The sequence below is a fragment of the Streptomyces sp. NPDC046465 genome (assembly GCF_040646035.1).
Lineage (GTDB): Bacteria > Actinomycetota > Actinomycetes > Streptomycetales > Streptomycetaceae > Streptomyces.
In genome coordinates, this window is record NZ_JBEYZK010000001.1 from 25,689 (window position 1) to 45,001 (window position 19,313).

Annotated in this window: 15 protein-coding genes; 9 read left to right on the forward strand and 6 right to left on the reverse strand. The window is 72.4% G+C overall.

Annotation, left to right across the window (positions count from 1 at the left end):
• Positions 1–39 precede the first annotated feature (39 nt).
• The 5 genes from ABZ953_RS00130 to aceE all read left to right on the forward strand — a co-directional run bounded on the left by ABZ953_RS00130 (position 40) and on the right by aceE (position 8,931).
• The gene (locus ABZ953_RS00130; RefSeq protein WP_361714116.1) at positions 40–1,584 is read left to right on the forward strand and encodes a leucyl aminopeptidase; all 1,545 of its coding nucleotides are present in this window, start codon (positions 40–42) and stop codon (positions 1,582–1,584) included.
• A 308-nt stretch (positions 1,585–1,892) separates the two neighbouring features.
• Positions 1,893–3,281 (forward strand): dihydrolipoyl dehydrogenase, encoded by a 1,389-nt coding sequence (gene lpdA, locus ABZ953_RS00135; RefSeq protein ID WP_361714119.1) that lies wholly within the window; start codon positions 1,893–1,895, stop codon positions 3,279–3,281.
• 64 nt (positions 3,282–3,345) lie between these two features.
• On the forward strand, positions 3,346–5,151 hold the full coding sequence (gene sucB, locus ABZ953_RS00140) for a 2-oxoglutarate dehydrogenase, E2 component, dihydrolipoamide succinyltransferase (RefSeq protein ID WP_361714121.1): 1,806 nt from the start codon (positions 3,346–3,348) through the stop codon (positions 5,149–5,151).
• 158 nt (positions 5,152–5,309) lie between these two features.
• A complete protein-coding gene (locus tag ABZ953_RS00145) occupies positions 5,310–5,933 on the forward strand; it encodes a GntR family transcriptional regulator (RefSeq protein ID WP_361714124.1) in 624 nt (207 codons plus the stop codon).
• Positions 5,934–6,234: 301 nt separating this feature from the next.
• On the forward strand, positions 6,235–8,931 hold the full coding sequence (aceE, locus tag ABZ953_RS00150) for a pyruvate dehydrogenase (acetyl-transferring), homodimeric type (protein WP_361714127.1): 2,697 nt from the start codon (positions 6,235–6,237) through the stop codon (positions 8,929–8,931).
• Between the two features lie 69 nt (positions 8,932–9,000).
• Here aceE and ABZ953_RS00155 read toward each other — a convergent pair whose 3' ends face one another.
• Both ABZ953_RS00155 and ABZ953_RS00160 read right to left on the reverse strand, forming a co-directional pair.
• Positions 9,001–9,972, reverse strand: a complete 972-nt coding sequence (locus tag ABZ953_RS00155; RefSeq protein ID WP_361714130.1) for a WYL domain-containing protein — start codon at positions 9,970–9,972, stop codon at positions 9,001–9,003.
• Between the two features lie 30 nt (positions 9,973–10,002).
• Complete coding sequence (locus ABZ953_RS00160) at positions 10,003–10,941, reverse strand: SDR family oxidoreductase (RefSeq protein ID WP_361714133.1); 939 nt, start codon at positions 10,939–10,941, stop codon at positions 10,003–10,005.
• Between the two features lie 134 nt (positions 10,942–11,075).
• Here ABZ953_RS00160 and ABZ953_RS00165 point away from each other — a divergent pair, with 134 nt between their 5' ends.
• Entirely contained in the window at positions 11,076–11,597 is a 522-nt protein-coding gene (locus tag ABZ953_RS00165; RefSeq protein WP_361715565.1) for a DUF4240 domain-containing protein, read from the forward strand.
• Between the two features lie 30 nt (positions 11,598–11,627).
• Here ABZ953_RS00165 and ABZ953_RS00170 read toward each other — a convergent pair whose 3' ends face one another.
• Positions 11,628–12,434 (reverse strand): SDR family oxidoreductase, encoded by an 807-nt coding sequence (locus ABZ953_RS00170; protein WP_361714136.1) that lies wholly within the window; start codon positions 12,432–12,434, stop codon positions 11,628–11,630.
• Between the two features lie 117 nt (positions 12,435–12,551).
• Here ABZ953_RS00170 and ABZ953_RS00175 point away from each other — a divergent pair, with 117 nt between their 5' ends.
• Positions 12,552–13,217 carry a TetR family transcriptional regulator gene (locus ABZ953_RS00175; protein ID WP_361714138.1) on the forward strand — a complete coding sequence of 222 codons (666 nt, stop codon included), beginning with the start codon at positions 12,552–12,554 and terminating at the stop codon, positions 13,215–13,217.
• Positions 13,218–13,221: 4 nt separating this feature from the next.
• Here ABZ953_RS00175 and ABZ953_RS00180 read toward each other — a convergent pair whose 3' ends face one another.
• Together ABZ953_RS00180 and ABZ953_RS00185 are read right to left on the reverse strand one after the other, a co-directional pair.
• Positions 13,222–14,397, reverse strand: a complete 1,176-nt coding sequence (locus ABZ953_RS00180; RefSeq protein ID WP_361714141.1) for a PP2C family protein-serine/threonine phosphatase — start codon at positions 14,395–14,397, stop codon at positions 13,222–13,224.
• A gap of 118 nt (positions 14,398–14,515) precedes the next feature.
• Positions 14,516–15,004 (reverse strand): GNAT family N-acetyltransferase, encoded by a 489-nt coding sequence (locus ABZ953_RS00185; protein ID WP_361714144.1) that lies wholly within the window; start codon positions 15,002–15,004, stop codon positions 14,516–14,518.
• 53 nt (positions 15,005–15,057) lie between these two features.
• On the opposite strand from ABZ953_RS00185, the gene ABZ953_RS00190 reads away from it, so the two are divergent.
• Together ABZ953_RS00190 and ABZ953_RS00195 are read left to right on the forward strand one after the other, a co-directional pair.
• Positions 15,058–15,972 (forward strand): TIGR01777 family oxidoreductase, encoded by a 915-nt coding sequence (locus ABZ953_RS00190; RefSeq protein ID WP_361714147.1) that lies wholly within the window; start codon positions 15,058–15,060, stop codon positions 15,970–15,972.
• Between the two features lie 345 nt (positions 15,973–16,317).
• Positions 16,318–17,685 (forward strand): NAD(P)/FAD-dependent oxidoreductase, encoded by a 1,368-nt coding sequence (locus ABZ953_RS00195; protein ID WP_361714150.1) that lies wholly within the window; start codon positions 16,318–16,320, stop codon positions 17,683–17,685.
• A gap of 130 nt (positions 17,686–17,815) precedes the next feature.
• Here ABZ953_RS00195 and ABZ953_RS00200 read toward each other — a convergent pair whose 3' ends face one another.
• Positions 17,816–19,261, reverse strand: a complete 1,446-nt coding sequence (locus ABZ953_RS00200; protein ID WP_361714153.1) for a regulator — start codon at positions 19,259–19,261, stop codon at positions 17,816–17,818.
• Positions 19,262–19,313: the final 52 nt, after the last annotated feature.

Genomic DNA, 19,313 nt, shown 5'->3' on the forward strand with positions numbered 1-19,313 from the left:
ACAGCCCGCCGAAACTCACTGAAAGAGGACCTCACCACCGTGACTGCTCTGACTCTCAGCACCGCCGCCGCGACCGGCCTGCGCGCCGACGCGATCGTCGTCGGTGTCGCGAAGGGCGCTGGATCCAAGGGGGGCCTGGTCGTCGCCCCCGGCGCCGAGGCCGTGGACAAGGCGTACGACGGCAAGCTCGCGTCCGTCCTGGAGACCCTCGGCGCCTCGGGCGGCGAGGGTGAGGTGACGAAGCTTCCCGCGCCGTCCGGATTCAAGGCCCCGGTCGTCGTCGCGATCGGTCTCGGCGAGGTCCCGGAGAAGGACGAGACGTACGGCACGGACGCCCTGCGCCGCGCCGCCGGTGCCGCCTCCCGTGCCCTGACCGGCTCGAAGAAGGCCGCGTTCGCGCTGCCCGTCGAGGACGCCGAGGGCCTCGGCGCCGTCGCGGAGGGCGCGCTCCTCGGCGCGTACTCCTTCGACGCCTACAAGGACCAGGGCGACGCCAAGCCCAAGAAGAACGGCAAGGACGCCAAGGCGCCGCTCGCCGAGGTCGCCCTGCTCGGCGGCAAGCCCCGCGACAAGGCGCACAAGGCCGCGATCGAGCGCGCCACCGCCGTGGCCGAGGAGCTCAACCGCGCCCGCGACCTGGTCAACACCCCGCCGAACGACCTGAACCCCGAGGCCTTCGCCGCCGTCGCCCAGGCCGCGGGCAAGGAGCACGGCATCAAGGTCCAGGTGCTCGACGAGAAGGCGCTCGCCAAGGGCGGCTTCGGCGGCATCCTCGGCGTCGGCGTGGGCTCCGACGCCCCGCCGCGCCTGGTGAAGCTCTCGTACACGTCGTCCAAGGCGAAGAAGCACCTCGCCTTCGTCGGCAAGGGCATCACGTACGACTCGGGCGGCATCTCGCTGAAGCCCGCCGGTCACAACGAGACCATGAAGTGCGACATGGCCGGTGCCGCCGCCGTCTTCGCGGCCGTCGTCAGCGCCGCGCGCCTGGGCCTCGAAGTGAACGTCACCGGCTGGCTGGCGCTCGCCGAGAACATGCCGTCCGGCTCCGCGACCCGCCCCGGCGACGTCCTGCGGATGTACAGCGGCAAGACCGTCGAGGTCCTCAACACCGACGCCGAGGGCCGCCTGGTCCTGGCCGACGCGATCGCCAGGGCCTCCGAGGACCAGCCCGACGCGATCGTCGACGTGGCGACGCTGACCGGCGCCATGATGATGGCCCTCGGCAACCGCACCTTCGGCATCATGTCCAACGACGACGCCTTCCGTACGTCGGTCCACGAGATCGCCGAGGAGGTCGGCGAGCCGTCCTGGCCGATGCCGCTCCCCGCCGACCTGCGCAAGGGCATGGACTCCCCCACCGCCGACATCGCCAACATGGGCGAGCGCATGGGCGGCGGCCTGGTGGCCGGTCTCTTCCTGAAGGAGTTCGTCGGCGAGGGCATCACCTGGGCCCACCTGGACATCGCGGGCCCGGCCTTCCACGAGGGCGCCCCCTTCGGCTACACCCCCAAGGGCGGCACCGGCTCCGCGGTCCGCACCCTGGTCCGCCTCGCCGAGCACACCGCCGCGGGCGACCTGGGCTGATCCCGGTCTGATCCGAGCACGTCGGGACGGGGTCCCGGACGCTCACGCGTCCGGGACCCCGTCCGATTTCGCCCTCGACGAAATCCGTATGTTCGAACACAGCGGAGACCTGTCGGGACGGTGGATCAGACGTCTCACAGCCTGGCCCGGCGTCCCGTCTCCCGTCGACAAGTGCGAAGATGGGTTCTCGGCAGGACAGGGCCCCCACCACAGGGCCGAAAAAAGAGCGGCCGAACACCAGCCGACCGACCGGTCGACCCCCTCGAAAAGGGGTCCGGCGTACGGCGCACATGCATGGAGGACGTGACGTGGCGAACGACGCCAGCACCGTTTTCGACCTAGTGATCCTCGGCGGCGGTAGCGGCGGTTACGCCGCGGCGCTGCGCGGAGCGCAGCTGGGCCTGGACGTCGCCCTGATCGAGAAGAACAAGCTCGGCGGCACCTGCCTGCACAACGGCTGCATCCCCACGAAGGCGCTGCTGCACGCCGGCGAGATCGCCGACCAGGCGCGCGAGGCCGACCAGTTCGGCGTGAAGGCCACCTTCGAGGGCATCGACATGGCGGCCGTCCACAAGTACAAGGACGACGTGATCTCGGGCCTCTACAAGGGCCTGCAGGGCCTTGTGGCCTCCCGCAAGGTGACGTACATCGAGGGCGAGGGCAAGCTCTCGTCGCCGACCTCCGTGGACGTGAACGGACAGCGCGTCCAGGGCCGCCACGTCCTCCTCGCGACCGGCTCCGTGCCGAAGTCGCTGCCGGGCCTGGAGATCGACGGCAACCGCATCATCTCCTCGGACCACGGCCTGACCCTGGACCGCGTGCCGAAGTCCGCGATCGTCCTGGGCGGCGGCGTCATCGGCGTCGAGTTCGCCTCGGCGTGGAAGTCCTTCGGAACCGACGTCACGGTCATCGAGGGCCTCAAGCACCTCGTGCCCGTCGAGGACGAGAACAGCTCCAAGCTTCTTGAGCGCGCGTTCCGCAAGCGCGGCATCAAGTTCAACCTCGGCACGTTCTTCGAGAAGGCCGAGTACACGCAGGACGGCGTCCGCGTGACCCTCGCCGACGGCAAGACCTTCGAGGCCGAGGTCCTCCTGGTCGCCATCGGCCGCGGCCCCGTCTCGCAGGGCCTCGGCTACGAGGAGCAGGGCGTCGCCATGGACCGCGGCTACGTCCTCGTCGACGAGTACATGCAGACCAACGTTCCGACCGTCTCGGCCGTGGGCGACCTGGTGCCGACCCTCCAGCTCGCGCACGTCGGCTTCGCCGAGGGCATGCTGGTGGCGGAGCGCCTGGCCGGGCAGAAGCCCGTCCCGGTCGACTACGACGGCGTGCCCCGGGTGACGTACTGCCACCCCGAGGTCGCCTCCGTGGGCATCACCGAGGCCAAGGCCAAGGAGATCTACGGCGCGGACAAGGTCGTCGCCCTCAAGTACAACCTCGCGGGCAACGGCAAGAGCAAGATCCTCAAGACCGCGGGCGAGATCAAGCTCGTCCAGGTCAAGGACGGTGCCGTGGTGGGCGTCCACATGGTGGGCGACCGCATGGGTGAGCAGGTCGGCGAGGCCCAGCTGATCTACAACTGGGAAGCGCTGCCGGCCGAGGTCGCCCAGCTCATCCACGCCCACCCGACCCAGAACGAGGCGCTCGGCGAGGCCCACCTGGCCCTGGCGGGCAAGCCGCTGCACTCCCACGACTGACCCTTCAGTCACACGGGCGCGACGACCAGACTTTCCGCAAATTCGTTAAGGAGTAACAGAAACCATGGCGGTTTCCGTATCCCTTCCGGCGCTCGGCGAGAGCGTCACCGAGGGCACTGTCACCCGTTGGCTGAAGGCCGAAGGCGAGCGCGTCGAGGCCGACGAGCCGCTGCTCGAGGTCTCGACCGACAAGGTCGACACCGAGATCCCCTCCCCGGCCGCCGGCATCCTGGCGTCCATCAAGGTCGCTGAGGACGAGACCGTCGAGGTCGGCGCCGAGCTGGCCGTCATCGACGACGGCTCCGGCGACGCGGGCGGCTCGGCCGCCCCGGCGCAGGAGGAGGCCCCGGCCGCCCCCGCCCAGGAGGAGGCCCCGCAGCAGGAGGCCCCCGCCCAGGCCGAGGCGCCCGCCGCCCCCGCCCCGTCCGGCGGTCCCGCCGAGGGCACCGAGGTCACCCTGCCCGCGCTCGGTGAGTCGGTCACCGAGGGCACCGTCACCCGTTGGCTGAAGGAGGTCGGCGAGGAGGTCGCGGCCGACGAGCCCCTCCTCGAGGTCTCGACGGACAAGGTCGACACCGAGATTCCCTCGCCGGTCGCGGGCGTGCTGCTCGAGATCGTCGTCGGTGAGGACGAGACCGCCGAGGTCGGCGCCAAGCTCGCCGTCATCGGTGCGCCCGGTGCCGCCGCGGCCCCGGCCAAGGAGGAGGCCCCGGCCGCCCCCGCGCAGCAGGAGGCTCCGAAGCAGGAGGCCCCCAAGCAGGAGGCCCCGAAGCAGGAGGCCGCCCCGGCGCCGGCCGCTCCGGCCGCCCCCGCGCAGGCTCCGGCCGCCCCGGCCAAGCCCGCCGCTGCCGCCCCGGCCCCGGCTCAGCCCGCCGCCCCGGCGGCTCCGGCCGCGCCCGCCGCCCCGGCCCAGGCCACCCCGGCCGACGACGGTGCCTACGTGACCCCGCTGGTCCGTAAGCTCGCGTCCGAGAACGGCGTGAACCTCTCCGAGGTCACCGGTTCCGGTGTCGGCGGCCGCATCCGCAAGCAGGACGTCGTCGCCGCCGCCGAGGCCAAGAAGTCGGCTCCGGCTCCGGCCGCCGCCGCTGCTGGTTCTGCCGGGGGCGCTGCCGCGTCGAAGGCTCCGGCCCTGGAGGTCTCTCCCCTCCGCGGCCAGACGGTCAAGATGACCCGCATGCGCAAGGTCATCGGCGACAACATGATGAAGGCGCTGCACTCGCAGGCCCAGCTGACCTCGGTCGTCGAGGTCGACATCACCAAGCTGATGAAGCTGCGCGCCAAGGCGAAGGACTCCTTCGCGGCCCGTGAGGGCGTCAAGCTCTCGCCGATGCCGTTCTTCGTCAAGGCCGCCGCCCAGGCGCTGAAGGCCCACCCGGTCGTCAACGCCCGGATCAACGACGACGAAGGCACCATCACGTACTTCGACTCGGAGAACATCGGCATCGCCGTGGACGCCGAGAAGGGTCTGATGACGCCGGTCATCAAGGGTGCGGGCGACCTGAACATCGCCGGTATCTCGAAGAAGACCGCCGAGCTCGCGGGCAAGGCCCGTGGCGGTGGCCTCACCCCGGACGACATGTCCGGCGCCACCTTCACGATCTCCAACACCGGTTCGCGCGGCGCCCTGTTCGACACGGTCATCGTGCCGCCGAACCAGGCCGCGATCCTCGGCATCGGTGCCACCGTGAAGCGTCCGGTCGTCATCAACCACCCGGACCTCGGCGAGACCATCGCCGTGCGGGACATGACGTACCTGTCGCTCTCCTACGACCACCGTCTGGTGGACGGCGCGGACGCCGCCCGCTACCTGACCGCGGTCAAGGCGATCCTGGAGGCGGGCGAGTTCGAGGTCGAGCTCGGCCTGTAGTCCTCGGCCTGTGGTCACAGCCGCCTCCGGGCGTCTGTAACACTCGTCTCATCAGCGCGTACGCCCCCGTCCGGAGTTATCCGGGCGGGGGCGTCGCCGTATTGTCTAGGGGTCACTACGCCCTGGGGCGCCTGCCTGCCCCTGCCTGAGGAGCCCACATGACCGCGCCCGTTGTTCACTCACTGCGCGAACAGATCCGCGAGCACATCGTGGAGGGGATCGTCAGCGGGCGCTGGAAGCCGGGCGAGCGGATCGTGGAGCGCCGGATCGCCGTGGAGCTCGAGGTGTCCCAGACCCCCGTGCGGGAGGCGCTGCGGGAGCTGGAGACGCTGCGGCTGATCGAGTCGGCGCCCAACAAGGGCGTACGCGTTCGCAATCTTTCCGCCGCCGACCTGGAGGAGAGCTACCCGGTCCGGGCCGGTCTGGAAGCCATCGCCGCCGAGCTGGCGGCCGAGCGGCTCGCCGAGGACTGCTCGGCCCTCGAGCCCCATGTCGCGGCCCTCTACGAGGCGGACCGGGCCGCCGACGGCACGGCCCAGGTGCGGCACACCGTCGGCTTCCACCGGGAGCTGGTGCGGGCCGCGGACAACTCCGTCCTGCTGCACACCTGGGAGGGCCTCGGCATCGAGGTCTTCACGGCGCTTTCCATCCGCTGGCTCGGCACGGTCCAGCAGTCGTACGCGGAGGAGCACGAGGCCCTGGTCTCGGCGTTCCGGCGCCGTGACCCGGCCATCGCCGACCTGGTCAAGTCCCACGTCCTGGGGTGCGCACCGCGCCCGTGACGCCCACGCTCATCCGTGGCGCCCTGTCTGCAAACGTGCTCCCACCTGCGTAGATCCTTCAAATCAAAGGCACCGCGTGCCCGCTTTACTGGCACCGGATGCCTACTTTCTCGAGATGAAGGAGTTTTCCCCTTCAACCCTTTGATCGATCATCGATCACGGAGTTACAGTCTCCGACGGGCCTGTGGCTGAGCCACACAAATGACTCCGCAACAGCGCCTTACGCCCTGTCCTGCCAAGAACCGGGCAACCCCACCCCTTACCGAACAGGGGACCCCCTCCGACTCAGGAAGGCGGCGACATGACCGACCCCTCCGCAATCCAGCCGAGCGAGCTCGACCAGCTCCCGGACCGCGACCCCGAGGAGACCGCCGAATGGCAGGCCTCCCTGGACGCCGTCACCAAGGCGGCCGGGCCGCACCGTGCCGCATACCTGATGCGCCGCACGCTGGAGCGCGCCGAGGGCGCGGGCCTGGCGCTGCCCAAGCTCCTCGAGACCGACTACGTCAACACCATCCCCACCTCCGCCGAGCCGGCGATCGACGGTGACGAGGAGATGGAGCGGAAGATCACCGCGTGGAACCGCTGGAACGCGGCCGCGATGGTCACCCGCGGCTCCAAGCACGGCGTCGGCGGCCACATCGCGACCTTCGCGTCCGCGGCCTGGCTGTACGAGACCGGCTTCAACCACTTCTTCAAGGGCAAGGAGGGGGACGGCTCCGGCGACCAGCTCTACATCCAGGGCCATGCCTCCCCCGGCATCTACGCCCGCGCCTTCCTCGACGGCCGTCTGAACGAGGCGCAGCTCGACAACTTCCGGCAGGAGGCGGGCGGCAACGGCCTGCCCTCCTACCCGCACCCGCGCCGCCTGCCCTGGCTGTGGGAGTTCCCGACCGTCTCCATGGGCCTCGGCCCGCTGTCGGCGATCTACCAGGCGCGCTTCAACCGCTACCTCACCAACCGCGGCATCAAGGACGTCTCCGCCTCGCACGTGTGGGCGTTCCTCGGTGACGGCGAGATGGACGAGCCCGAGTCGACCGCGGCCCTCGCACTGGCCGCGCGTGAGGGTCTCGACAACCTCACGTACGTCATCAACTGCAACCTACAGCGGCTCGACGGCCCGGTCCGCGCCAACTTCCGCGTGGTCCAGGAGCTGGAGGCCCAGTTCCGGGGCGCCGGCTGGAACGTCATCAAGATCATGTGGGGCAACGCCTGGGACGAGCTCTTCCAGCTCGACACCACGGGCGCCCTGGTCCGCCGTCTGCGCGAGGTGCCGGACGCGCAGTTCCAGACGTACGCGACGCGTGACGCCGCCTACATCCGCGAGCACTTCTTCGGTGCCGAGCCCGCCCTCGCCGAAATGGGCAAGCTGCTCACCGACGACAAGATCAGCGAGTGTTTCCACCTCTCGCGCGGCGGCCACGAGGCCCGCAAGGTCTACGCGGCCTACCGTGCGGCGCTGACCCACACGGGTGCGCCGACCGTGATCCTCGCGCAGACGGTCAAGGGCTTCACCCTCGGCAAGGGCTTCGAGTCCAAGAACGCCAACCACCAGATGAAGAAGCTCACGGTGGACGAGTTCAAGGACATGCGGGACCTGCTCGAACTGCCCATCCGGGACAGCGACTTCGTCGACGGCCAGGTGCCCTACGGCCACCCGGGCGCCGACTCCCCCGAGGTCCGCTACCTCCAGGAGCGCCGCGCGGCGCTCGGCGGTCCGGCCCCGGCCCGCCGCACGCAGCCGCTCGCCCCGCTGCCCGCCGCCGCGGACAAGACCTTCGCCTCCTTCGACAAGGGCTCGGGCTCGCAGTCGGTGGCGACGACCATGGCCTTCGTACGCCTGGTCAAGGACCTCGTACGCGACAAGCAGACCGGTAAGCGCTGGGTGCCGATCGTCCCCGACGAGGCGCGCACCTTCGGCATGGAGTCGCTCTTCCCGTCGCTCGGCATCTACTCGCCGAAGGGCCAGACGTACGAGCCGGTCGACCGCGACCAGCTGATGTACTACAAGGAGGCCAAGGACGGCCAGATCCTCAACGAGGGGATCACCGAGGCCGGTTCCATGGCGGACTTCATCGCCGCGTCGTCGTCGTACGCGACGCACGGCGAAGCGATGATCCCCTTCTACATCTTCTACTCGATGTTCGGCTGGCAGCGCACGGCCGACCAGATGTGGCAGCTCGGCGACCAGCTCGGCCGCGGCTTCCTCGTCGGCGCCACCGCGGGCCGCACGACGCTGACGGGCGAAGGCCTCCAGCACGCGGACGGCCACTCGCCGGTGATCGCCGCGACGAACCCCGCCGCGCTCTCGTACGACCCGGCGTTCGCCTACGAGATCGCCGCGATCGTCAAGGAGGGGCTGCGCCGCATGTACGGCGAGGCCGCTCCCGGTGAGGACCAGAACGTCTTCTACTACCTCACCGTCTACAACGAGCCGATGCCGCAGCCCGCGAAGCCCGCGGGCGTCGACGAGGGCATCATCAAGGGCCTGTACCGCTTCAACACGGCCGAGACGGCCGGGCTCTCGCCCGCGGCCAATGCCTCGCGCGTCCAGCTCATCGGCTCGGGCACGGCCATCCACTGGACCCTCGCCGCGCAGAAGATGCTCGCCGAGGAGTGGGGCGTGGCCGCCGACGTGTGGTCCGCGACGTCCTGGACCGAGCTGCGCCGCGATGCCCTGGAGGCCGACGAGGCCCTCCTGCGCGGCGAGGAGCGGGTGCCCTACATCCGTACGGCGCTCGACGGCGCCCAGGGCCCGGTGCTCGCGGTCTCCGACTACATGCGCCAGGTTCCCGACCAGATCGCGCAGTGGGTCGAGCAGGACTACTCCTCGCTCGGTGCGGACGGCTTCGGCCTCTCCGACACCCGCGACGCCGCCCGCCGCCACTTCGGCATCGACGCGGAGTCGATCGTCGTCGCCACGCTGGCGCAGCTCGCCCGCCGCGGCGAGGTGCCCGCCTCGGCGGTCAAGGAGGCGCGGGCCAAGTACGGCCTGTAGTTCTTCGGTTCGGTTTGATGCGGGCCCCTTGTCCACTCCTCGTCGGGAGTGGGCGGGGGCCCGCTCTTGTCACTGATACCGGGCGGCCATCCGTCGGGACGCCTCGGTGAAGCGTGCTCGCAGGGACGGCGGGGACAGCACCTCCGCCTCCGGGCCGAGCGCCATGAGCTGGGTGTAGGCCACCGTCTCGTTCTCGACGGGCAGCGTCAGCGTCACCCGGCCCGCCGCGTCCGGCGCGCCCGCCTCGTCAAGCGCCGCGCGCACGGACACGGCGTCGACGGCGTACGGAAGCTGCCGTACGCCCGCCTCGGAGAGCCGCACCACGACCTCGGCCCGCAGGATCGCCCGCGCGAACTGGGCCGCCCGCTCCTCCCAGAAGCCCGGCAGGTCGAACTCCTCGTCACGTACGAAGCGTTGTGCACCGGCGTCGACCGCGGTGAAGCGGTCGATGCGGTACACGCGGAACGCGTCCGTCTCGGGCACCCGGGCGCACAGGTACCAGACGCCCGCCTTGAGCACGAGCCCGTAGGGCTCCAACTCCCGCTCCACCTCGGCGTCCTCGCGCCGGTAGCGGGCGAGGACGCGCCGGTCGTCCCAGACGGCGTCCGCCAGCGGGGGCAGCAGCTCCGGCGCGGGGATCTCCTTGAACCACCCCGGCGCGTCCAGGTGGAACCGCTGCGAGGCGTTCTGCGAGGCGTCGCGCAGGGAGGGCAGCAGCGCCGCCGACACCTTCAGGCGGGCCGCCGACGCCGCGTCCTGGAGGCCCATCTCCCGCAGCGCGCCCGGCACTCCGGAGAGGAACAGCGCCTCGGCCTCGCTGCGTCCGAGCCCGGTCAGCCGCGTGCGGTAGCCGCCGATGAGGCGGTAGCCGCCGGTCCGCCCCCGGTCGGCGTAGACCGGGACGCCCGCCTCCGAGAGCGCCTGCGCGTCCCGGGTGATGGTCCGCTCGGAGACCTCGAGCTCGGCGGCGAGCTCGGCCGCGGTCATGGCAGGCCGGGCCTGGAGCAGGAGCACCATCTTGATGAGGCGGGCAGCGCGCATGCGCCCATGATGCCGCGCGCCGGACACGCTCTAGCGGTAGCCCGTGACGTCGGCGGTCTTGCTCTCCTGGTCGACCTCCGTCAGATACCGCCAGGCGTCCGGCGCCGAGCCGTCCACGTCCGTGAAGCCGTACTCCCCGGCGAGGCCGCCGCTGGAGAGGGACGCGCCATTGTGGCGGGCCACGTCGGGGTCGGCGGCGAGGGCGACGAGCGCGCGGCCCACGAACGCGGGCGTCTCGGAGATCGCGAAGTGCGGGTTCTGCGCGGTGCCCGCCAGCCAATTCTCCTCGGTCACCTTGAAGTACGTGTCGAGCATGGCCTCGGAGCGCAGCCAGCCGGGGGTCAGGCAGAGCGCCGTGCACCCGTACTCCTTCACCTCCTCGGCGAGGCCGCGGGCCATGCGCAGCGGGGCCGCCTTGGCGAGGTCGTAGTAGAAGGGCTTGCGGTAGTTGGGGCCGTTGTACTCGGCCGTTCCGTCGGTGACCTCGACGACCAGGCCGCCGGGGTTCCTGATGAGCAGCGGCAGCGCGTACCGGCTGGTGACGATGTGGGTCTCGATGCCGAGGCGCAGGATGCGCAGCCCTTTGTCGAGGTCGTGCTCCCACATCTTCCTGTCCCACTCGACGTGCCGGTCGCCGCCCCAGATGTCGTTGACCAGGATGTCCAGGCGCCCCCGCTCGCGGTCGATGCGCTCGACGAGGGCGCGGACCTGTCCGGGTTCCAGGTGGTCGGTGGGGACGGCGACGCCCTTGCCTCCCGCGGCGTCGACCAGTTCGGCGGTCTCCTCGATGGTCTCGGTGGCGCGGCCGGTCTCGCTGACGTGCTCGCGGGTGGTCCGGCCTGTCACGTACACGGTGGCGCCCGCGCGGCCGAGCTCGACGGCCATGGCGCGGCCCGCGCCGCGGGTGGCGCCCGCGACGAGGGCGGTCTTTCCGGTGAGGTCGTGGCTCAGGGGCTGGTTGGTCTCCATGTCCTTGAGGCTTCCACCGAATGCCGACAACTCCTGTCGGTTTTTCCACGGGCATGTGCACGCATAACGAGACAGCCGCATTCCGGCGCACTCCGCGTGCGCCCCCACCCTCCAGGACCGATGCTGGACCCGTGATGGACGAGACGGAGTTCTGGGAGATCGTGGACCGCACCCGTGAGGCCGCCGGCGGCGACCCCGAGGACCACGCCGAGCTGCTCGTCGAAAGACTGCTGCAGTCCGACCCGGACTCCGTCCTCGACTTCGCCCGCCACTTCGAGGCCCGCTACAACCGCGCCTACCGCTGGGACCTGTGGGGCGCGGCGTCGGTGCTGCTCGGGGGCGCGAGCGACGACGCCTTCGACTACTTCCGGTGCTGGCTGATCGGGCAGGGCCGGGAGGTCTTCGAGGGCGCCGTGCACGACCCGGACGCGCTCGCCGACCTCCTGGACGACTTCGACGAGGAGCTCGACGGGGACGGCGAGGAGCTCGGCTACGCGGCGGACGAGGCGTACGAGCAGCTCACCGGCGACGTCACCCCCGACCTGGGCCTCTCCCCGGCCCCACCGGAGCCGACCGGCACACCGGTCGACTTCGAGGACGAAGCGCTCCTCGCACGGAGCTATCCGAAGCTCTGGGCCCGTTTCATGGGCGAGTGACGTCTCCGCCTACAGACCCCCGTCCGCGGCTCAGAAGTGCGTGCCGCCGTCGATGCGGATCTCCGTGCCGGTGATGAACCGGCCGTCGTCAGAGGCGAGCATCGCGACGACGGAGGCGACGGTCTCCGGCCCGGCGAAGCCCTGACCGAGCGCGGGAGCGAGCTTCACGAAGAGGCTCATGTCGGCGTCCTCGGGCAGGCCGGGGCCGACGCTCTGCCTGCTGGCGCCGGAGCCGTCCGTCATCCCGGAGGAGATGGAGCCGGGCTGCACGGCGGTGAAGCGGATGCCCTGCTTGCCGTACTCGGCGGCGAGGGCGTGCGTCATGGACTGGATGCCGCCCTTGCTCGCCGCGTATGCCGCCATGTACGGGTGGGCGAACATCGCGGACGTCGAGCTGAAGTTGACGACGGCCGCGCCCTCGCCCCGCAGCAGCGCCGGGATCGCCTCACGGATCATCAGGAAGGTGCCGGTGAGGTTGACGGCCATGACCTGGTTGAAGGCGTCGAGGGTGGTCTCGTGGGTGTGCGAGGAGCGCAGGATGCCCGCGGCGTTCACCAGGACGTCCAGGCCGCCGAGCGCGGCGGTGGCGGCGGCGACGCCCGCACGGACCGAGGCCTCGTCGGCGATGTTCACGACGACGGTGGTGAGGCGCTCCGCGGCGGCACCGGCCTTGGCGACGGTGTCCCGCAGACCGTCCTCGCTGACGTCGGCGGCGGCCACCGTGCCGCCCTCGGCCAGCATGCGCAGCACGGTCGCCTGGCCGATGCCGGACCCGGCGCCGGTGACCAGGGCGCGGCGCCCCTCGTAACGGTTCAGGGTCTGCACGGGGCTCTGCATGGCGTTCTCCCACTTTCACAACGGACGCGGTTACGCCTCACACGTTACGCCTGAGTGGCACGTTGTGCCACCACGACATAACGTGCCCGGTCGTCACACTCGGCGTAGGCTGCGACCGTGAACACCACCCCGCCGCCCCTCTCCCTCACGGAGCGCCGCAAGCTGGCCACCCAGCTGGAGATCGCGCACGCCGCCGCCGAGCTCTTCACCGCGCACGGGACCGACGGCACCACGGCCGAGGCCATCGCGGGCCGGGCCGGGGTCGCGCTGCGCACCTTCTACCGCTACTTCCGCAGCAAGCAGGACGCGGTGGCGCCGCTGCTCGCCGTCGGAGGGGATCGCTGGCGTGCGCTCCTTGCCGCGAGCGAGCCGGGTGCGGAGCTGCCCGACGCCCTGCGCAGCGCGGTCTCCGAGGCGCTATCGGCGCCGGACGAGGCCGCCGCGGCCGGACTTCACCAGGCCCGCGGCCTGCTCCGCGCGGCCGCCGACGACCCGGCGCTACGGGCGGTCTGGTACCGCGTGAACCAGGAGTCCGAGGACAAGCTGCGCCCGGTCGTCGCGGAGCTCGCGGGGCTCGCGGGGCTCAAAGGACTCGGGGCCGGAACCGCACAGCCCCTGGCGGTCCGCCTCGCCGCGGCGGCGGCCACGGACGCGATCCGGATCGCCCTGGAGACCTGGGCGGAGACGGACGCCGAGGTCACGGGCCCCGGCTCCCCCGCGGACCTCGCGGTGCGGTGCCTGCGACAGCTCATGGGCGGAATGGACGTGCTGACGCGGCCGTAGGGTTCTACGGGGCCTTCGGGTCTTCGGAGGCATCCGGCTGCCGCTCCGGCTCCGGCTCCGGATGCCCGTACGGCCCCGGCGCGAACACCATCAGCGTCACGTCGTCCCGCACCCGCCCCGCGTAGCCGACGACGTCCCGCCACACCCGCTCCGCGAGCCCTCCCGGGTCGTCCAGGAGCGCCGCGTCCGTCTTGAGCATGCCGACGATCCTGTCGACCAGCGGATAGAACGCGCCGAGCTCGTCCCGTGCCTCGCTCACGCCGTCGGTCAGGCCGAGCAGGCGGTCGCCGCCGAGCAGCGGAACCGTCAGCTCCTCGGGCGGGGCGAGGCCCGCGATGCCGAGGCCGAGGGGCGGTCCCGACGGCACGTCCAGCTCGGTGACCTCGGAGCCGCGCAGGAGCAGGGGCGGCGGGTGGCCGCAGGAGACGACGCGCACCACGGAGGCGTCGTCGGGGAACTCGAGGAGCACCGCCGTCGCGAACAGTTCCGCGTGCTCCTGGCCCGCCGAGTCGATCACGAGCCTGCGGTCGAGCTGGGCGGCGACCCCCACGAGGTCCGGCTTGTCGAGGACCGCCTCGCGGAACGCGCCGAGCAGCGCGGCGACCGTTCCGACCGCCGCGAGCCCGTGCCCCTGCACATCGCCGACGAGGGCACGCACCCCATGAGGCCCCCGGCGTACGTCGAAGAAGTCGCCGCCGACAAGGGACTCGTGCTGCGCCGCCTCGTACAGGCCCGCGCACCGCACCCTGCCGACCCACTCCTGCAGCGGGGGCAGGACCGCGAACTGGGCCGCCTCCGCGACCGTGCGGACCGTCACGAGCTGGGCCTCGCGGCGGCTGCGCACCCACGCGAAGACGACGCTGAGCAGCGCGACGAAGCTGATCGTGAGCTCGTCGCTGTTGCCCGGGTGGCCGAGGCCGAAGGTCGGCAGGGAGAGCAGCACGATCACGGCGCCGCCGACCACGGCGGTGGCGGCGGGCCCGTACGAGAGGGCGGCAAGCGGCGGCACGGCCGCGACCAGGAAGCTGAGGTCGACCGTCTTCGGGGTGATCAGCTGAACGAGGAAGATCGCGAGCAGGAGCAGCGGCGGGGGCCAGCGCACCCAGGCCGGGGGCGGCGTCCCACGCAGCAGCCAGTCGCGCTGCTCCGCGTCGCGCCGTCTGGCCTCAGCCCTGATCATCTCTTCACGCTCCTACGCGCACGGTGCCCCCGCACGCCGGGCCGGTCCGTCGGGTGCGGCACGCCGGGGAGGCGTACGCGCCCGTGGAAGGTCATGGAAGCTCAGAGGGCCCGCCCGTTCAGAGCGGGCGGCCCATGAGGACGTCGTCGACGTACGCGCCGCCGATCAGGAACTCGCCGGGCAGTACGCCCTCGATGACGAACCCCTCGGACTCGTAGAGCTTCCGGGCTGGAGTGTTGTGCCCAAGGACCCGCAGGGTGATGCGTCGGGCGCCCTGTCGGCGTGCCTCGTCCATGGCCGCGCGGATCAGCCGCGTGCCGATGCCCCGGCCGCGCACCTCCTCGGCGACGAGGAAGCCCTGGATCTGCCGTACATGCGCGTTGACGAGCAGCGGGGTGGGGTAGCCGAGCTTCACATAGCCGACGATCCGCCCGTCCAACTCGACGACCAGGTGGTCATGGGGCCCGAAGCGGTCGTTGAAGAACGGCTCGTAGGGGGGCTCGGGGCGGGGCTGGACCGCGTGCAGGGTGGACCAGGCGGCGCGGTCGAGGCGGGCGAGCTCGTCGTCGTCCTCGGGCCGTGCGGTGCGTATGTGCATGTCCGACATGGCGCCACTGTACGGCGGCCGGGGGACGTGCCGTTCCGGCCTCGCGGGGCAGGATGGAACCCATGGAAACCTCACAGTCACGCGTCGCCGTGGCCGGCTCCTCCGGGCTCATCGGTACGGCGCTCACCCGCTCGCTCGCCGCCGACGGGCACGACGTGGTGCGCCTGGTGCGCCGGTCGCCGCGCAGCAAGGACGAGGTGCGCTGGGACCCCAAGGAGGGGTACGTCGACACGGCCGGGCTCACCGGCTGCACGGCGATCGTCAATCTCGCGGGCGCGGGCATCGGCGACCACCGCTGGACGGACGCGTACAAGCGGGAGCTGCGGGACAGCAGGGTCCTCGGCACCTCGGCGCTCGCCACCGCCGCGGCCGCCCTCGACGAGCCGCCGCGGGTGTTCCTGAACGCGAGTGCGATCGGCTACTACGGAGACACCGGCCGCCGCGCGGTGGACGAGAACGCACCGGCGGGGACGGGGTTCCTGCCGTCGCTGTGCGTGGAGTGGGAGGAGGCGACGGCGCCCGCGCGGGAGGCGGGCATCCGGACCGTCGTCGCCCGCAACGGCCTCGTGATCGGCAGCGGGGGCGGGGCCTGGGGCCGCCTCTTCCCGCTCTTCAAGGCGGGGCTCGGCGGCCGCCTCGGTGACGGCAGGCAGTTCTGGAGCTACATCTCCCTGCACGACGAGGTGGCCGCGCTGCGCCACCTCATCGACACGGAGTCGCTGTCGGGCCCGGTCAACCTCACGGCGCCCGATCCGCTCACCAACCGTGAGGTGACGGCCGCGATGGGGCGGGTCCTGCACCGCCCCACGCTCTTCCCCGCCCCGGCGCCCGCGCTGCGTGTCGTGCTCGGCGAGATGGCGGGGGACGTCCTCGGCAGCCAGCGGGTGCTGCCGACGCGGCTCCTGGAGTCGGGCTTCACCTTCGCGTTTCCCGGGATCGAGGAGGCGATCCGGTCGGCGCTGAAGTGAACCGGCCGAGGGGCGGGGGCTGAGCGCGGGCGGCGCGGGCCGCCGGGGGAGCGGCCGCCGGGGGGCTGCGGCGGGGGGGCTGCGGCGGGGGGCTGCGGCGGGGGGCGGGTGCCACTGGGGCGGTCCCCGGCGTACGCCCCTGCCCGGAAGCGGGGGTCCGCCTCCGCCGCCTGCTCGCCGTGCCGTCTGCGTGCGACCCGTGTGCGACCTATGTGCGACCGTGCCCGGTGCATGCGCGACTGCCGCTGACCGGAACCGCTCCTACCCTCGTGCCGAACTCGGGTATTCCAGAACGCTGTCGGGGGCATCAGCCCCCCATCAGCCGCGCGACCTCGGGAGGGGCACGTGCCAGAGCCTGCGCACCATGCGGATGTCGTCATCGTGGGAGCCGGGGCCGCCGGGCTCTCGGCAGCGCATCGGCTGACCAGCGCCGGTGTAACGACCGTGGTCCTGGAGGCCGCCCCTTACGTCGGTGGCCGGATGTCGACCGAGAAGGTCGACGGATTCCGGCTCGACCGGATCGGGCAGCTCCTCACCACCTCGTACCCCGAACTGCGCCGCACCCCGGGACTCGACTCCCTCGTGCTGCGCCCCTTCGCCCCAGGCCTCCTGGTGCACAGCGACGGGCGGCACCACCGTGCCGCCGAACCCCAGCCCGGACGGAGCGCGAGGGGCGCACTCACCACAGCGCGCGCCCTCGCGAGCGCTCCCCTCGGCCCCGCGCGGGCCGCCCTGACCCCCGCGCGCGCCACCCCCGGCACGGCGCCCCGCCCCGCGCCCCTCGGCAACCCCCTCGACCAGGCCCGGCTCGGCACCGCCCTGGCCCGCCTCGCCGCGACACCCGTCGACCGCCTCCTGACCCGGCCCGAACTCCCGGCCAGGGACGCCCTCTCCGCGCGCGGACTGCCCTCCCGCACCATCGACGGCTTTCTGCGCCCACTGCTCTCCGCGCTGCTCTGCGACCCCGGCCTGACCACGTCGAGCCGGTGCGCGGACCTCGCCCTGCACGCCTTCGCACGCGGCCGCCTCTGCGTGCCCGAGGGCGGCGCCGACGCCCTGCCCGACCTCCTCGCCGCCACCCTGCCGCCCGGCACGGTCCGCACCGGCGTCCGCGTCACCTCGGTCTCCACGAGCTCCGTCGGGACCGCCGAGCACGGGGAGTTCCCGTGCCGCGCCGTCCTCCTCGCCACCGACGCGCGCGCCGCCGCCGAGCTCCTGCCCGGCCTGCGCGTGCCGCCGTTCCACGAGGTGACGGTGGTCCACCACGCCGCGTCCGAGCCGCCGCTCGATGGAGCCGCGCTGCTCCTGGACGCCGACCGCGCGGGCCCGGTCGCCCACACCTCGGTCATCAGCCAGGTCGACCCGTCGCGCGCGCCCGCAGGCCGCGTCCTGGTCTCCTCGACGATCCTCGGCCCGCCACCCGGCGAGCACGCCGTACGCACCCACCTCGCCGCGCTCTACGGCGCCCCGACGCACCGCTGGGAACGGCTCGCCGTCCACCACACCCGCGAGGCCGTGCCCGCGATGCCGCCCCCGCACGACGTGCGGCGCCCGGTCCGCCTGCTCTCCGGGCTCTACGTCTGCGGGGACCACCGGGACACCAGCACCGTCCAGGGCGCCCTGCACTCGGGGCGGCGCGCGGCCCACGCCCTCCTCACGGACTTCGGCATCACCCCCGCGTACGCCCAGGAGTCACTGCCCACCGCGGCCTGACTCAGGCGACATCACGCTCACCCGCACCGAACGGGCCGCACCCGCGTCGAGGTGAGGCGCCGCCGAGCGGGGATCCCCCTGCCCGGCGGCGCCTGCCCTGTCCCGTCCCTTCCGGCCGAGAGGCCCCGGGTCAGCCCAGCGCCGCGATCTTGTCCCGGTACCCCCGGACCGGCCCCGCGTCCCGGTACGGCTCCAGGCGCCGCTCGAATTCGCGCACGTACTCGTGGGCCCGTGCGGAGCGCATCTCCCCCGCCGCCTGCGCGGCCTCCGCGCCCAGCTGGCAGGCGTGCTCCAGCTCGCCGAGACCGAGCCGCGCGGTCGCGAGGACCACCCGGCAGAACAGACGGGAGCGCGCGAAGGCGGGGGCACGCAACTGGAGCGAGCGCTCGGCGTACTGGGCCGCGGCCCGGTACTGCTGCAGATCGCGGTAGCTGTGTCCGAACTCGTCCGCCAATTGCGCCTCGTCGAAGAACCGCGCCCAGTGCGGCACTTCATCACCGGGCCGGGCCGCCTCCAGGGACCGCTCGGCCCGCGCGAGGGACGCGGTGCAGGCCCGCACCTCGCCGAGCACCCCGTGCCCGCGCGCCTCCGCCGAGTACAGCAGGGCCTGCACGACGTGCGGCGCCGCGGAGCCGACGCCCTGCTGAGCGACCCGCGCGAGCTGCACGGCCTCGCGTCCATGCCCGAGGTAGACGGCCTGACGGCTCATCGTGACCAGGACGTACGAGCCGTACGCCCGGTCGCCCGCCGCCTGTGCGAGACGCAGCGCCTGGACGTAGTACCGCTGGGCCAGACCGTGTGCCGCGATGTCGTACGAGGTCCAGCCCGCGAGGCGGGTCAGATCGGCGGCGGCGCCGAAGAGCCGCCGCCCGGCCTGCTCCCCGTAGACGCCGCGCAGCATCGGCTCGGCCTCGTGCTCCAGGTAGCGGACCAAGGCCTGCCGGGCGTGCCCGCCGCCGTACGCATGGTCGAGCGCGCGGAACAGCTCGCCCACGGAGCGCAGCGCCGCGATGTCTCCGTTGCTGACCCGCTGCCCCGGGCCGCGCTCGGGGCCCTGCCGCTGCCGGGGCAGTACGGGGCGCCCCTGGGCGGGGACGCGGACGTGGGACGGGTCGACCTCCCCGCGCCCCACGCGTTCGTCGGCGCGGCCGATGAGCCAGTCCCGGCTGGGCACCACGAGCCCGGCCGGGGTGAACGCGATCTTCCGCAGCTCGGCATGGCTCCCGGAGTCCTTGCGCCAGAGTCCGCCGACGATGTCGACGGCCTCCTCGGGGCTGGCCGCGAACTCAAGGCCCGCGTACACCGGGGCGCACGCGTCGAGCCCGAGGTCCTGGGCGGACAGGCGCCGCCCGAGCCGTCTGGTGAAGACCTCGGCGATCAGCGCGGGTGTGGTGCCTCTGGGCTGCTGACCGCGCAGCCACCGGGTCACTGATGTCTTGTCGTAACGCAGGTCGAGACCGTGCTCGAGCCCCAGCTGGTCGACACGGCGCGCGAGGCCCGCATTGGAGAACCCGGCTTCCGCGATGAGCGCGGCTAGCTGGCGGTTTGGGGTGCGCTGCGGGGGTCGTTCCGTCATCGGCTGTGCGGTCTCCTGCCTTCCGGACCTGCCTTGAGCAGCCCTTATGGCC